We start from the raw sequence: 15,585 nt of genomic DNA on the forward strand, positions 1-15,585 counted from the left end.
AATGAGGGCTGCATAGTTAGTGACATAATCAAAGTGAATTTTTAGTAAAAGGGAATAGATGAAACTGAAAAATTATTATGGGGGAATAAAACTATGAAAAAGTTAATGACAGGTAACGAGGCAATAGCTCGTGGAGCTTATGAGTCTGGTGTTAAATATGCATCTGCATATCCAGGAACTCCAAGTACAGAAATTTTAGAGAACATAGCTACATATAAAAATGATATAGTAGCTGAATGGGCTCCAAATGAAAAGGTTGCATTAGAAGCAGTTATAGGGGGATCTATAGCAGGAGCAAGAACAATAGCTTCTATGAAGCATGTTGGTATAAACGTAGCAGCAGACCCATTATTCACATTTGCTTATACAGGAGTAAATGGAGGTATGGTATTAGTATCTGCTGATGAACCAGGAATGCATTCATCTCAAAATGAACAAGATAATAGAAATTATGCTAAATTTGCTAAAATAGCTTTATTTGAGCCAGCAACTAGCCAAGAAGCTAAAGATATGTTAAAAGAAGCTTTTGAAGTAAGTGAAAAATATGATACTCCAGTTTTATATAGAGTTACAACAAGACTTTGTCATTCAAAAGGAATAGTTGAATGTACAGATAGAGTAGAAGTTGGAATAAAAGATTATGCTAAAAATCCACAAAAAAATCTTACTGTTCCAGCACATGCTAGAGTATTAAGATACTCAGTAGAAGATAGATTGAATAAATTAGAAGAATACTCAAACAATACACCTCTTAACTATTATGAAATAAACGATACTAAAATAGGTATAATATCATCAGGAATGTGTCACATGTATGCAAAAGAAGTATTCGGTGACAACGCATCATACATGAAATTAGGATTTACAAATCCTCTACCAATGGACAAAATAAAAGAATTCGCATCAAAAGTAGATAAAATATATGTTATAGAAGAAAATGATCCATTTATAGAAGATCAAATGAAAATGGCTGGAATAGATTGCTCAGGTAAAGATATATTACCTATAACAGGAGAAATGACTCCAGATACAATAAGAAAATCAATCTTTGGAAAAACAAATGATACAGTTCAATACAATAAAGAATTAGTTGTTCCAAGACCTCCAGGGTTATGTGCAGGCTGTCCACATAGAGGATTCTTCTATGAATTAGGAAAGAGAAAAAATGTTATGGTTACAGGAGATATAGGATGCTATACTCTTGGATTTGCACCTCCATATAATGCAATGGATACAGTTGTATGTATGGGAGCAAGTTTAAGTACAGGACATGGAGCTCAAAAAGTATTTAATATGAAAGATGACAACAAAATGAGAGTTGTAGGGGTATTAGGAGATTCTACATTCTTCCATACAGGAGTTAACTCATTATTAGATGTTGTATACAATAAAGGAAATTCAATATCTGTAATATTAGATAATAGAATAACAGGTATGACAGGGCATCAACAAAATCCAGGAACAGGATATACACTACAAGGTGAAGTGACTAATGAAGTAGATATAGAAGCATTAGTTAAAGCTTGTGGAGTTAAACAAATAAGATGTATAGATCCTAATAACTTAAAAGAAGTAAAAGAAACATTAGATTGGGCATTTGAACTAGAAGAACCTTCTGTAATAATAACTAGATGGCCATGTGTTCTTAAAAAATTCTCTAAGCAAGATATAGAAGAATTTAATAGTCCATTTACTTCTAAGTGTGAAGTAGATCATGATTCTTGTATAGGATGTAAGGCATGTATGAAAACTGGATGTCCAGCAATATCATTTGATAAAGATATTAAGAAGGTAAATATAGATAAAAACCAATGTGTAGGATGTAATGTATGTTCACAAACATGTCCTAAAGATGCAATATCTAATAATAGATTAGCTAAGGAGGTAAACTAATATGACTAAGAGTGTTCTTTTGGTAGGTGTAGGAGGTCAAGGAACTATACTTGCAAGTAAACTATTAACTACTGGACTTATGGAAGCTGGATATGATGTAAAAATGAGTGAGATACACGGAATGAGCCAAAGAGGTGGATCAGTATCTTCACAAGTTAGATATGGGGATAATGTATGTTCTCCAGTTATAGAAATAGGTGGAGCAGATATATTAGTTTCATTTGAAAAAATGGAAGCTTTAAGATGGTTAGAATACTTAAAGCCAGAAGGTAAGATAGTTTATAATAACTATAGAATGGATTCTATGCCAGTGCTTACAGGTAAAGCGGAATATAAAGAAAATGAAATAGAAGCAGAGCTTGAAAGATTAGATGCTAGAAAGCTAAATGCAGCGGATAAGGCAGTAGAATTAGGAAATGCAAAGGTAATGAATATAATATTATTAGGTGCATTAGTTAAATCTATGGAGTTAGACCATATAAATTGGGAAAATATAATAAAAGATAATGTAAAAGAAAAATTTATTGATATAAATATAAAAGCATTTAATGAAGGAATGAAATTAGTTACTAAGGAAGCAGTAGCAACAAATTAATATTATAATTAAGCTATTATGAGTTAGATTACTTGTAATAGCTTAATTTAAATATAGTTTTAATAACAAAAGACAAAAGGGAATATGCATCTATAGGCAAATATTTATTAGTCAAAGGGGAAATTTATGAACTACAGAATATTAGCTATAAATCCAGGGTCTACATCTACTAAGATAGCAGTGTATGATAATGAAGAACAAATATTAGTAAAAGGAATTGATCACTTAGCGTCAGATTTAGAAAAGTATAATAGAATCCAAGATCAATTTGATATGAGAAAAGAAGAAGTTTTAAAAGTACTTAATGAAAATAATATAGAAATTAACTCTTTAAGCGCAGTTGTAGGTAGAGGGGGGTTACTTCCTCCTGTAAAATCAGGAGCTTACTTAGTAAATAATGAAATGATAGATAGATTAAAAAATAGACCTGTTGTAGAACATGCATCAAATTTAGGAGCTATAATATCTTATGAAATAGCAAAACCTTTAGGAATAAATGCATACATATATGACTCAGTAGCAGTTGATGAACTAATTGATGTTGCTAGATTATCAGGAATTAAAGGTATGGATAGAACAAGTTTAAGTCATGCTCTTAACTCTAGAGCAATGGCAATAAAATTTGCTAAAAATAATAATAAAAAATATAGCGATTTAAATTTAATAGTAGCACATCTAGGTGGAGGAATAACTGTAAGTGTTCATGAAAAAGGAAGAATGATAGATATAGTTTCAGATGATGAAGGCTCATTCTCACCAGAAAGAGCAGGAAGAGTTCCTTGTAAAAAATTAATAGATAATTGTTTTTCAGGAAAATATACTCATAAAGAAATGTTAAAAATGATAAGAGGTAAAGGTGGTATAGTTTCTTATTTAAATACAGTTGATTTAAGAGAAGTAGAATCTATGATGAATGATGGAAATGAAGATGCTAAATTAGTACATGAAGCTATGGCTTATCAAGTTTCAAAATCAATAGGAGAACTAGCAACAGTTGTTGAAGGAAAAGTAGATGCAATTGTTATAACAGGAGGAATAGCACATTCTAAAGTTATGACTAATAATATTAAGAAAAGAGTAGAATTTATATCTCATGTTGAAATAATGCCAGGAGAAAATGAACTAGAATCATTATCATTTGGAGCTTTAAGGGTATTAACAGGAGAAGAAAATGCAAGAGAATATAGTGAAGAAGTGCTAGCTAATGCCTAAATATTATCAAAAATTATATAAATGTTTTAAATAAAATAAAAATAATGAGTTGTATATGAATTTAAATACAACTCATTATTTTTATTATTAAATAATATTTAAAACTTATAAACTAAATTATTTATTACATATAAATGTTTCACAAGTAGCGTTTTGTGCATTTATTTTAACGCTAGGAGCTTTACAACATTCATTTTCATTATAATTACATTTATAAGCTTGACAAGATATACCACTTGTTTTAGTACAAGTACATCCTTCGCTACCGCAGTTTGTCATTCCAGAAGAAGCTCTATCTTGGAATGATGCACAATTAGTAGCAGATGTAGATGTAGCACTAGCTCCAGTAACACTTATTCCACCAGCATAACACATACTAGCATTATTATGAACACAATTAGTTGCAGAACAACTTAAATTACCATTTGACATATTAATTTTACCTCCTAATGATGTTTTCTAAGTTAGTATGTGAAAATAGAATAATTTTATGTAGTAAATTATAAATGATATTATTTAGAAATACATTTTTCACAAGCTACAATAACATCATCAAGAGTTTCTCTCCCTAGATTTTTATTACCATGAATAACATCTAGGTTTTCTTTAGAGCCACAAATAGAACAACTGTGATTATTGCTTTTTAATGCTTGTTCCTTAAGAATTTTCCAGTGAGTAGATTTTAAATAAGTTTCAAATCGTACCCTGACACAAGCTTCTAAAAACTCTAGGTATAATTTATTTAAATCATCTACTGTTAGATCACAATGCTCTGGCTCAAAAAAGCTACAGCGTTGATTTGTTGTAGGTAATGCATCTAACATAACACATTTTATATTATATTCAAAATCATCTGTAGGCCCATCTAATGAAAGATGAGTACAAAAAGAGCAACATTCTTTAGGTAAATTTTCTATAAGTTCTTCAATATTATTATTCATAAGTAACCTCCCAAAATTATATCAAAATTTAATTGGATTGACTTTTGTGTAAAACTAAAAATCAAAGATAAAATAATTCTTTTATAATAGATATTAAAAAAAGTAGACAAGTATTCTATAAATAAAGGATTTTAACAAAAAATAAAGTATTTATTTATAGATAAGATGAAAAAAGTTAGGATGAGATTATGCAAACTTATAATTTTTCTAAAATAAAGAATGATGTTGAAGAAGAATTAAAAATTAGAAGGCTAGAAAATGAAAAAAAATATTTTAAGTATATTGAGATATACAAAAATAAATTTCTTATAAAAACTGAAAATATAAATGGAAGCAGTACATTAGATTATAATGATATGTACCATATTGAAGATGGAAGTAAGATACCAGTAAAAAAAATAAATAGTAAAAGTATTGGAGAATTTAAAGACGAATATAATATTAAAATTTTAAAGTTAAGAAACATCGAATTTAAATACAATATGTTTAACAATTGTAAATTTAAAAATATAGAATTTTATAACTGTGTATTTTATGGTAATACATTTTCAACATGTAAATTCACTGATGTAAAATTTATTGATTGTAATTTTTATAACACTAAAGAATGTATATCTATATTTGATAGAAAAAGTATATTAGTTAACTGTGAGTTTAAAAAATGCAATGTAGAAAAAGGCATATTTGAATCAATAAATTTAAAAAATGTTAAATTCGAACGAACATCTTTAAAAGAATGTATATTTAACAACGTATATTTCAATAAAATAATTATTAATGATTGTGATATGAGATCATGTAAGATAATAAACCCTGATATAAAAGAACTTGAATTTGAAGATAACTATTTATCAAAGTTTGATGAGTATACTTTTATTGATAAAATAATAATAGATAAAAAATATAAAAAAAATTATAATTATGCATTTAAAGTTTATAAAAATATTGCATCTAAATTTGAGTCAAATGGATTATTAAATATAGCAGGAGAGTATTATTATATATCTAAGTGTATGGAACATAAGTCTTTAAGTGGATTGAGTAAAGTAAAGTCATCTATATTTTGGTTACTTTGCGGATATGGAGAAAGACCTACTTTTGCTCTTATAACATCTTTAGAAATAGTGTTGTTTTTTGCAGTAATATATATGATAACAGGATTAAGTGTTGGAGAATATATTATAAATTATAAAGAGCTGATTTTTAATGGTTTGCCTTTAGAAAATTTAAATACTGATTTCATGCAGTCATTATATTTCAGTATAGTAACATTTACAACTGTAGGGTATGGTGATATAACCCCTATTGATTTAAGTGTATTATTATCAGGTATAGAAATGCTTTTAGGTGTTACTATGGTAGGTGTATGGACAGCTACATTAGCTAGAAAAATTACGAGATAAAATGAATTTGAATTTTATTTCGTTAAAAATAATAGATGATAATTATTTTTAGTTATCATCTATTACTGAAAACAAAATAATCTAGCTTTAATCTACAAAGAATCTTTTATACCATACTAAAAATACATAAATAGTATATATCTTTCTTGCATTATTTTCTTTATTATTATAGTGGTTATCTAGCAATTTTATTAGAGCATGTGCATCAAAAAATTCAGATGCATATTTACTAAGAAATGATTCCTTAACGATATTATAATATTTTTCTTCCTTTAACCATAATCTTATTGGGACTGGGAATCCTTTTTTCTTACGCTTAGCCCATTCTTCTGGAAGAGCTTTTATAGCTGCTTCTCTTAATGCTAGTTTTGTAGTTTCATTATTTACCTTATATATGGTAGGAATAGATTCTCCGATTTTCAGAACCTCTTTATCTAAAAATGGTACTCTTAACTCTAATGAGTGAGCCATACTCATTTTATCTGCCTTTAATAATATATCTCCTTGAAGCCATAATTTTAAATCCAGATATTGTTTTTTAGTTATATCATCTTGATTTTTAACTTTAGCATATATAGGACCTGTTATATCTTTTACTGATTTAGAATTTTTATATTTTGGATTAAGGATATTAGAAGCTTCATTTTCGTCAAATATTAGAGCTTGTCCTATAAAATAATCCTCAACAGTACTACCACCTCTTATAAGAGTAGTTCTTCCTTTGAATTGTGGAAGTTTTTTTGATATATTAGCGATTGATTTCCTAACTATGAAAGGTAATTTTTTATATTTTTTTAGGATATTATCATCAGTATACCATTCATAACCACCAAATATTTCATCAGCTCCTTCACCAGATAATACGACAGTGACATGTTCTCTTGCTAGCTCAGATAAAAAATATAGAGGCAGAGATGATGGATTAGATTGAGGTTCATCCATATAATATTGTATATCTGATAGGTTTTCAAAGCATTCATCTGAAGTTATTAACTTTTGTATATTTTCTATATTTAAAGTGTCTGATAACTCTTTTGCAAGACTTGATTCATTAAAGTTATCTTGATTAAATCCTACTGAAAATGATTTTTGAGGTAATAAATTAGCTGTTATATAGCTAGAATCTACACCTCCTGATAAAAATGAACCGACAGGAACTTCACTCTCTTTATGAAGTTTAATAGATTCGTTCATAATATTTTCTATAGAGTTAATACTTTGATCTAATGATATATCTTGTTGATTAAAGTTTATATCCCAGTATTTAGTAGTAGATAAAGTTCCATTTTTAAATGCAATAAAATGACCTGGTTGTAATTTAAATACGCCCTTAAAGAAAGTTTCTTCTAATACAGAATATTGAAAAGTTAAATAAGGCTTTAAGGCATTTTCATTAAGCTCTTTTTTGAAATTAGGATGTTTTAAAAAACTTTTTATCTCTGAACCGAATATTAAACCATTATCATCACTTAAGTAGTAGTAAAATGGTTTAATTCCAAAATGGTCTCTTGCTGCAAAAATATTTTTATTTGATATATCATATATTACAAAAGCAAACATTCCTCTTAACTTATGAACCATATCTTCTTTGAATTCTTCATAGCAATGAACTAATACCTCGCTATCTGTATCTGTTTTAAAAATATGGCCTTTGTTTATTAGTTCTTCTCTTAATTCTTTATAGTTATATATTTCGCCGTTAAATACAAGAGCTAAACTATTATCCTCATTAAACAATGGCTGGATCCCATTGTTTATACCTATTATACTTAATCTTCTAAATCCTAGAGCTATATCATCATTTATAAATTCACCGACTTGGTCAGGTCCTCTATGAATTATAGCATCAAGCATATCATTAACTATTTCTTTTTTATTTGAAGTATTATCTAAAAATCCTATAAATCCGCACATTGTTATTTTACTCCTTTTTTAATACACTCTAAACTGTACTAAAATTATATTTGTTATTTAAATTTTATTTATAAGGATAGTATAATAGCAACTTGTTTTAAAATTTTATTAAAGTTGTAAAATTTTTGTAAAATAAGTAAGTTTTTGTATAAAAAAAGCATCTTTATATAATTAAAAATTATATAAAGATGCTTTTTTATGCATATATACAAACCAAGATTATATTATATGCTAGATAATACTATTTATTTAATATGAATTTATCAATAACATGAGCAACACCATGTTCATTATTAGTTTTAGTTATGAAGTTTGCGATATCTTTTATGCTATCACGAGCATTACCCATAGCAACCCCAAGACCTGCTAATTTTATCATATGTTGATCATTTTCTTCATCACCAACAGCTATAGTTTGTTCTATTGGTAAATCGATACTTTCACATAAAGCTTTTAAAGCAGTACCTTTATTAGCTTTTTTATTTAAAAATTCTAAGAAGAAAGGTGCTGATCTAACAACAGTATATTTTTCGAAAAGTTCTTTAGGAAGAACATTTAAAATTTCTTCTAATCTTTCAGGTTCATCGATAATCATTATTTTACAGAATGTTATATCATCATTTATTTCATTTTCAGGCATATAAACGATTGGTATCTGATTTAACTCAGATTCTAATACAGTGTATTTACTTGGTTCTTCAAATGGAGTTATTACATTTGTTGGTGTATTTATATGAACTTTGGTATTAAGATTTTTAACAACTTTAAATATTGTTTTAAAATCATCATAACTCATTTCTATATTAGAAATAACTTTTTCACTTTTTACTTCTTGAACTACAGCTCCATTAAAGCATATAACATAATCCCCATCATCAGTAAGATTTAATTCCTTTAAAAGAGGTGTTACACCAGGTAAAGGTCTACCTGTTGATAGTACAACTTTTGCACCATTTTTTTTAGCCTCTTGAATAGAGTTAAATACATTAGATGTTATTTTTTTATCAGTGTTTAATAAAGTTCCATCGATATCTAAAGCGATTAATTTATACATATTACCCTCCAAATAATTAAAATATAAGTCAGATATAATTATATCAATATCTATAAAATTAATAAACTAAAATAAAAATTGATTACATAAGATAAAAATATACTATATTATTTTAATTATTAATAAAAAGTTAACAATATGTAATATATGGTATAATATTCATATTGATTTAAATCTAATAATTTAAAATCTAATTATATTTATTTGATGTAATAATAAATTAAGATAAGGAGATATGTTCATGAAATTTTCAGAATTTAAATATGAAAGACCAAACTATGAAGAAAATAAAATACAGATAAATAACTTAATAGAAAAAATAAATAATGCATCTACATATAAGGAGCAAAGAGAATATATAGATGAGCTTAATAAAATTAGAAATGATATAGAAACAATGTCAACTATATGTTCAATAAGAACTAGTATTAATACACAAGATGTATTTTATGAAAAAGAAACTGAATATTGGGATGAATATTCTCCTTTATATGAAGATATAAATTCATATTTTTATAAAGCAATTATAAATTCAAAGTTTAAAAAAGAAATAGAAAATGACTTTGGAACACAATTTGTTAAAATAGCTGAGTTTTCTATAAAATCTTTTTCAAAAGATATAATAAAAGAATTGCAAGATGAAAACAAGCTTTGCTCAGAATACACTAAGTTGTTAGCTTCTGCAAAAATAAACTTTGAAGGGAAAGAAAGAAATCTATCAGGGCTTGGAAAGTTTATGTTATCAAAAGATAGAGAAATGAGAACAAGAGCTTCTAAAGCTTATTATGGATTCTTTAAAGACAATGAAGAAAAATTTGATGCTATATTTGAAAAGTTAATAAATATAAGACATACTATAGCAATAAAATTAGGTTTTAATAATTTTGTAGAACTAGGTTATATAAGAATGATGAGAACTGATTATAATGCTAAGATGGTTCAAAATTTTAGAGAACAAGTATTAAAATATATAGTACCAGTTGCAAGTGATTTATATAAGAGACAAGCTGAAAGATTAGGACTAGAGAAACTAACTTACGTAGATGAAAATTTTGAGTTTTTAAGTGGAAATGCAACACCAAAAGGTAACCCAGAATATATAATGGAAAATGGAAAAAAAATGTACTCTGAGTTATCTAGAGAAACTAAAGAATTTTTTGATTTCATGTTAGAAAATGAGCTTATGGATTTAGTTACTAAAAAAGGAAAAGCAGCAGGTGGATATTGCACATATATACCAAATTATAAATCACCTTTTATATTCTCTAATTTTAACCAAACATCAGATGATATAGATGTATTAACTCATGAAGCAGGGCATGCTTTCCAATTATATATGTCTACATGGATAAATATGCCAGATATAAATTTCCCTACATATGAAAGTTGTGAAATACACTCTATGAGTATGGAGTTTATAACATGGCCTTGGATGGAACTATTCTTTAAAGAAGATACACAAAAATATAAATTTACACATTTATCTTCAGCTATTAAATTTATTCCTTATGGGATAGTAGTAGATGAATTCCAACATCGTATATACGAAAATCCTAATATGAGTAAAGAAGATAGAAAAAATATTTGGAGAGAACTTGAAAATAAATATTTACCTCATAAGGACTATGAAGATTGTGATTTCCTAGAAAGAGGAGGATGGTGGTTTAAACAAGGCCATATATTTAAAAATCCTTTTTATTATATAGATTATACTTTAGCTCAAATATGTTCTTTACAATTTTGGAAGAAGATGCAAGAAAATAAAGTTGAGGGATGGGATGACTATTTAAATATATGTAAGGTTGGGGGAACTAAATCTTTCTTAGAAATAGTTGAAATAGGAAACTTAAAATCGCCATTTAAAGATGGATGTGTGGAAAGTGTAATAGATATAATAAAATCTTGGTTAGAAGAGGTTGATGATAAATCTCTTTAAATAAAAAACTGATTCAAAGATTTTGTTTGTTATTTAAAATATTAAGGATTGTACAAAAATTATGTTAATTTAATTTGAGTACAATCTTTTTTGATGATATTATTTTTATAATAAAGATTAGTATTATAGGGGGGACACAATGGAAAATGTAATGATAGTTGAAGATGATACAATTCTTAATAACGGTATATGCTTTAACTTACAATTAGAGGGGATTAATGTAATACCAGCATATAGTTTAAAGGAAGCTAAAAAAATTTTAAAAGAGCAAAAAATAAATTTAATAATACTAGATGTAAATCTTCCAGATGGAAATGGATTTGAATTTTGTAAATATATAAGATCAGAGTCGAAAGTGGCTATATTATTTTTAACTGCATGTGACATGGAAGATGATGTAGTTAATGGATTTAAAATAGGTGCAGATGATTATATAACAAAACCATTTAGTATAAATATATTAATACAGAGGGTTAAAGCATTACTTAGAAGATGTAGTTTAGAAAATGATGATAATATATTAACTGAAGGGGAATTTAGAATAGACTTCGATAAAATGGTAATATCCAAAAATGATAAACATTTAGTATTATCACCTATAGAATATAAAATACTTAAAAAGCTAATACAATGTAAAGATGAAATAGTAACAAGACAAGCTTTAATAGATGAGATATGGGATAATGAAAGTGAATATATAGAAGAACATGCATTAACAGTAAATATAAATAGACTAAGAGGTAAAGTTGATGAAAAATCTTCTCAACATAAATATATAAAAACTGTATATGGAATGGGATATATGTGGATTGGTGATAAAAATGAAAGCTGTTAAAGAAATAAAATACAATTATTATATTACTTTTTCTATTATATATTTTATATTATCAATTTCATGTTTTCTACTTATAAATCATCAAACAAATAATATAGTAAATAAATACCCAGGTACTACTAATGATATAATAAAGATTAAATTTTTAAGTTTAAGTTTTATTAGTTTTATTTTTTTTATATCATTATATTTTGTATATAAAGTTAGGAAAGATATTGTTAATTTTAGTGAAAATATTATTTATAATATAGATGAATTTGTATCAGGAAATAAAAATATGAAATTTGATTTAAATAAAGATAATTTACTATCAAAAGTTCAAAACAAATTAAAGTATATGATAGAGGTTATGGAAGATAAAAATGAAAAATACTTACAAGAAAAAGAAAGTATAAAAACTTTAATCTCAGATATATCACATCAAATTAAAACTCCCATAGCTAATATATCAATGTACAACGAAACACTAATATGTAGAGAAATTGATAAAGAAAATCAAATTTTATTTTTAAAAAATATGCAATTACAAGTTAATAAACTAGAATGGTTAGTTAAATCTTTGATAAAAATGTCTAGATTAGAAAATGGAATTATTAATTTAAATATGATTAAGTCAAGAATTGCAGATACAATTTTAAATGCATTAAGCAGCATACATTTAAAAGCTGAAGAAAAAAATATTTCTATAGAACTAGATATAGACGAAAAATTAGAGATATATCATGATAAGAAATGGACTACAGAAGCATTTTTTAATATTATTGAAAATGCAGTTAAGTATACAGATAAAGGTGGCCATATAAATATAAGTATGACTAAAATGGATTTTTTTACTAGGATTACTATAAGTGATAATGGAAAAGGAATAAATGAAAATGAAATAAATCATATATTTAAAAGATTTTATAGAAGTCCAGAAGTTAATGCTATAGAGGGGGTAGGTATAGGTCTATATCTAGTAAGGGAGATTATAAATAAACAAGGTGGTTATATAAAAGTAGAATCTCAAAGGGATATTGGTACTAAATTTAATATATATTTAAAAAATTATATTATAAAATAAATATGAATAGTGTAGATATTATTATGTTAAATAATTTTATCTACACTATTTTTTTTAATATCTCAAAACTGTGATAATTTTTATCTAAAATATAACAGGACTATTTTGTATTAGATTTTTTATATACTATGCCATTTATAATATGCCACAATATTTGAATGCCAATAAAAACTTAGGTTATAAAAAATCATAAGTAAGTTTATTTATGAATAAAGTGAGTTTTCTTATAGATTTAAATTGATTTATAAAAAAATATGTGCTAAAATGAAATTGATAATCGGTATCTGTTAGAGTTGATAAAATAAAGGGGGGATTTCTATTATGATTACTGCAATGAAAAAAATTTTATTAGAAGAAGATTATATAGAGAAAAAATTAAAAAAAGATATGGGGAATATTAATCTATATGAATTAGGTACAAGCATATGCGATAATTCATTGTATGATGAACATGTAATCTATGAGAAGGAAAAAGAAATATCAATAGGAATTGGAAAAAAGCTTGAAGTAATAGTAAATCCAAAACTCATAAATATAAGAGATGAAAATGAAGAAGTAAGTATAGAAACAGATGATATAAACCAAGATATTAAGTTTATATTTGAGAGTATAGATATTGATGAGTGGAGAGCTTATGGAATAGCAAATTTTTCTTTGGCATATCATAATTATAATATTGAATCATCAAAAGAAAATTCTAAACTTATAGAACTATTTATTCCTAAAGTAGATATAAGGATTACTGAAAAAGAAATTTTAATAAGAACATTTTACAAAAAAGATTTAGATAATATTATCGAAACAATTGAAAACTTTAATAAAAACTTAAATAACAAAAACAACGATAGTAAATACATTTCAGACACAAGCCTTAAAGAGCAAAATTCACAAGAATATAAATATATAGTTTCAAAAGCTGTAGAAGATATACAAAATAAAAAATATGAAAAAGTAATATTATCTAGAAAAATAACTCTCGATAAAAAAGTAAACATGTCAAAGAGTTATATATTAGGAAGAAGTAAAAATAATCCGGCTAGATCATATTATGTAAAGTTAAATGGACTAGAGGTAATAGGATATAGTCCAGAGACTGTAGCAGAAATAGATAAAAATAAAATTGTACATACATTTCCACTAGCAGGAACAAGAGCTATGAATGATGATGAGGATAAAAAAGATAGTTTAAGAAAAGAGTTATTAACAGACCCAAAAGAAATATCAGAACATGCAGTATCTGTAAAGTTAGCTTATGAAGAATTAGAAAATGTTTGCGAGGATGAAAGTGTTTGTGTAACGAGGTTTATGGATGTTTTAGAAAGGGGAACTGTACAGCATCTTGCATCGAGGTTAAGAGGAAAAATAAAAGAAAATCTTAACGAATGGCATGCATTTAATATGTTATTTCCAGCTGTAACTGCATCAGGGATACCTAAAAAAGAGTGTATTGAAGCTATTAGCAAATTAGAAAAAGAATCAAGAGATTTATATAGTGGTAGTGTGATGATATATGACAAAGATGGCTCACTTGATGCATCGTTAGTTTTAAGATCTGTATATCAAAATCAAGAATCAACTTGGTTGAGAGCAGGAGCAGGAATAGTAAAATTATCACATCCAGAAAGAGAGTTAGAGGAAACAAGAGAAAAATTAAGTAGTGTTTCACAGCAATTGTTAGAATTATAAATAACAGTTTAAAGTACATGAATTTTAAAAAGTGGAGATGATTTTATGTATATTAGCACAAAAAATAAAAAAGATTTTGATTTAATACAAACATATTTAAAAAAAGAAAAGATTTTATTTAAATCAACGGCATGCCCTAGTATATATATAATAAATATTATAAATAATGATCTAGAACCTAAAGAAATAGATTATTTTAAAAAAGAGTTGAACATAGAATTTATTTCAATAGAAAATGGATACTTAACAAGTAAAAATTACAAAGAAAAATCTACTATAAATATAGGTGATTTAGTTATTGGAGGGAATAAGCCTATATTTATATCAGGTCCATGTTGTATAGAATCAGAAGATCAAATAATAAGTATAGCTAAAGAAGTTAAAAAATATGGAGCAAATATTTTAAGAGGAGGAGCATATAAACCTAGAACATCACCATATGATTTTCAAGGGCTTGAAAAAGAAGGCCTTGATTTATTATATAAAGCAAAACAGGTAACTGGATTACCTATAATAAGTGAACTTATGGATATAAAGTACATAGATATATTTTTGGAGGATGTAGATATTATTCAAATAGGATCAAGAAATATGCAAAATTATCATCTGTTAAAAGAAATAGGAAAAGTAAAAAAGCCAGTAATGCTTAAAAGGGGACTTGCATCTACTATAAAGGAATTACTTCTTTGTGCTGAATACATTATGGCAAATGGAAATGAAAATGTTATGTTATGTGAAAGAGGAATAAGAACATTTGAAAAGTATACAAGAAATACTATGGACGTAGCATGTATACCTTTATTAAAGGAACTATCACATCTTCCAATAATTGCAGACCCTAGTCACGCAACAGGAAAAAGGTCTTTAATAAAACCTATGACTTTAGCATCAATTGCATCAGGAGTAGATGGAATAATGATTGAATCTCATAATAACCCAGATTTAGCATTATGTGATGGACCACAATCGATTTATCCAAGTGAGTTAAAAGAAATTATTGAAAAGTCTATTAAAATACATTCTATTATTTAATACTAAGTTTAAATATATGGT

13 protein-coding genes are annotated in these 15,585 nt (G+C 26.3%); 9 read left to right on the plus strand and 4 right to left on the minus strand.

Going from position 1 to position 15,585, the window contains the following annotated elements; all coding sequences use genetic code 11:
- Positions 1 to 93: 93 nt before the first annotated feature.
- From iorA to buk, 3 genes are all read left to right on the plus strand, one after another.
- Positions 94 to 1,893, plus strand: a complete 1,800-nt coding sequence (gene iorA / locus NWE74_RS15790) for an indolepyruvate ferredoxin oxidoreductase subunit alpha (protein WP_258243925.1) — start codon at positions 94 to 96, stop codon at positions 1,891 to 1,893.
- Position 1,894: 1 nt separating this feature from the next.
- Positions 1,895 to 2,488, plus strand: a complete 594-nt coding sequence (locus tag NWE74_RS15795; protein WP_258243926.1) for an indolepyruvate oxidoreductase subunit beta — start codon at positions 1,895 to 1,897, stop codon at positions 2,486 to 2,488.
- Positions 2,489 to 2,614: 126 nt separating this feature from the next.
- Positions 2,615 to 3,700 (plus strand): butyrate kinase, encoded by a 1,086-nt coding sequence (buk, locus tag NWE74_RS15800; RefSeq protein WP_258243927.1) that lies wholly within the window; start codon positions 2,615 to 2,617, stop codon positions 3,698 to 3,700.
- 117 nt (positions 3,701 to 3,817) lie between these two features.
- Here buk and NWE74_RS15805 read toward each other — a convergent pair whose 3' ends face one another.
- Both NWE74_RS15805 and NWE74_RS15810 read right to left on the minus strand, forming a co-directional pair.
- Entirely contained in the window at positions 3,818 to 4,132 is a 315-nt protein-coding gene (locus tag NWE74_RS15805) for a DUF1540 domain-containing protein (RefSeq protein ID WP_258243928.1), read from the minus strand.
- 80 nt (positions 4,133 to 4,212) lie between these two features.
- Complete coding sequence (locus NWE74_RS15810) at positions 4,213 to 4,641, minus strand: hypothetical protein (protein WP_258243929.1); 429 nt, start codon at positions 4,639 to 4,641, stop codon at positions 4,213 to 4,215.
- Positions 4,642 to 4,829: 188 nt separating this feature from the next.
- Between NWE74_RS15810 and NWE74_RS15815 the strand changes: the two genes are divergently transcribed.
- Entirely contained in the window at positions 4,830 to 6,044 is a 1,215-nt protein-coding gene (locus NWE74_RS15815; RefSeq protein WP_258243930.1) for an ion channel, read from the plus strand.
- Positions 6,045 to 6,131: 87 nt separating this feature from the next.
- On the opposite strand, the gene asnB is transcribed toward NWE74_RS15815, so the two are convergent.
- The gene (gene asnB, locus NWE74_RS15820; protein WP_258243931.1) at positions 6,132 to 7,958 is read right to left on the minus strand and encodes an asparagine synthase (glutamine-hydrolyzing); all 1,827 of its coding nucleotides are present in this window, start codon (positions 7,956 to 7,958) and stop codon (positions 6,132 to 6,134) included.
- Between the two features lie 241 nt (positions 7,959 to 8,199).
- Positions 8,200 to 9,012, minus strand: a complete 813-nt coding sequence (gene yidA / locus NWE74_RS15825; RefSeq protein WP_258243932.1) for a sugar-phosphatase — start codon at positions 9,010 to 9,012, stop codon at positions 8,200 to 8,202.
- 241 nt (positions 9,013 to 9,253) lie between these two features.
- Here yidA and NWE74_RS15830 point away from each other — a divergent pair, with 241 nt between their 5' ends.
- The 5 genes from NWE74_RS15830 (at position 9,254) to aroF (ending at position 15,564) form a co-directional block, all read left to right on the plus strand.
- Positions 9,254 to 10,948 (plus strand): M3 family oligoendopeptidase, encoded by a 1,695-nt coding sequence (locus NWE74_RS15830; protein WP_258243933.1) that lies wholly within the window; start codon positions 9,254 to 9,256, stop codon positions 10,946 to 10,948.
- A 139-nt stretch (positions 10,949 to 11,087) separates the two neighbouring features.
- Entirely contained in the window at positions 11,088 to 11,783 is a 696-nt protein-coding gene (locus NWE74_RS15835) for a response regulator transcription factor (RefSeq protein WP_258243934.1), read from the plus strand.
- Entirely contained in the window at positions 11,770 to 12,846 is a 1,077-nt protein-coding gene (locus NWE74_RS15840; protein WP_258243935.1) for a sensor histidine kinase, read from the plus strand. The genes NWE74_RS15835 and NWE74_RS15840 overlap by 14 nt, the downstream gene beginning before the upstream one ends.
- Positions 12,847 to 13,167: 321 nt before the next feature.
- Positions 13,168 to 14,532, plus strand: coding sequence for a salicylate synthase (locus NWE74_RS15845; protein ID WP_258243936.1), 1,365 nt, complete (start codon positions 13,168 to 13,170; stop codon positions 14,530 to 14,532).
- A gap of 45 nt (positions 14,533 to 14,577) precedes the next feature.
- A complete protein-coding gene (gene aroF / locus NWE74_RS15850; protein ID WP_258243937.1) occupies positions 14,578 to 15,564 on the plus strand; it encodes a 3-deoxy-7-phosphoheptulonate synthase in 987 nt (328 codons plus the stop codon).
- The last annotated feature ends 21 nt before the right edge of the window (positions 15,565 to 15,585 follow it).

This window comes from Romboutsia lituseburensis, from assembly GCF_024723825.1.
GTDB classification, from domain to species: Bacteria; Bacillota; Clostridia; order Peptostreptococcales; family Peptostreptococcaceae; genus Romboutsia_F; species Romboutsia_F lituseburensis_A.

What these genes read in the sequence shown, in the direction of transcription:
- NWE74_RS15845 (WP_258243936.1), top strand. Translation starts at nt 13,168, where the DNA reads ATGATTACTGCAATGAAAAAAATTTTATTAGAAGAAGATTATATAGAG.
- iorA (WP_258243925.1), top strand. Translation starts at nt 94, where the DNA reads ATGAAAAAGTTAATGACAGGTAACGAGGCAATAGCTCGTGGAGCTTAT.
- aroF (WP_258243937.1), top strand. Translation starts at nt 14,578, where the DNA reads ATGTATATTAGCACAAAAAATAAAAAAGATTTTGATTTAATACAAACA.
- buk (WP_258243927.1), top strand. Translation starts at nt 2,615, where the DNA reads ATGAACTACAGAATATTAGCTATAAATCCAGGGTCTACATCTACTAAG.
- asnB (WP_258243931.1), bottom strand. Translation starts at nt 7,958, where the DNA reads ATGTGCGGATTTATAGGATTTTTAGATAATACTTCAAATAAAAAAGAA.
- yidA (WP_258243932.1), bottom strand. Translation starts at nt 9,012, where the DNA reads ATGTATAAATTAATCGCTTTAGATATCGATGGAACTTTATTAAACACT.
- NWE74_RS15835 (WP_258243934.1), top strand. Translation starts at nt 11,088, where the DNA reads ATGGAAAATGTAATGATAGTTGAAGATGATACAATTCTTAATAACGGT.
- NWE74_RS15810 (WP_258243929.1), bottom strand. Translation starts at nt 4,641, where the DNA reads ATGAATAATAATATTGAAGAACTTATAGAAAATTTACCTAAAGAATGT.
- NWE74_RS15805 (WP_258243928.1), bottom strand. Translation starts at nt 4,132, where the DNA reads ATGTCAAATGGTAATTTAAGTTGTTCTGCAACTAATTGTGTTCATAAT.
- NWE74_RS15815 (WP_258243930.1), top strand. Translation starts at nt 4,830, where the DNA reads ATGCAAACTTATAATTTTTCTAAAATAAAGAATGATGTTGAAGAAGAA.
- NWE74_RS15830 (WP_258243933.1), top strand. Translation starts at nt 9,254, where the DNA reads ATGAAATTTTCAGAATTTAAATATGAAAGACCAAACTATGAAGAAAAT.
- NWE74_RS15795 (WP_258243926.1), top strand. Translation starts at nt 1,895, where the DNA reads ATGACTAAGAGTGTTCTTTTGGTAGGTGTAGGAGGTCAAGGAACTATA.
- NWE74_RS15840 (WP_258243935.1), top strand. Translation starts at nt 11,770, where the DNA reads ATGAAAGCTGTTAAAGAAATAAAATACAATTATTATATTACTTTTTCT.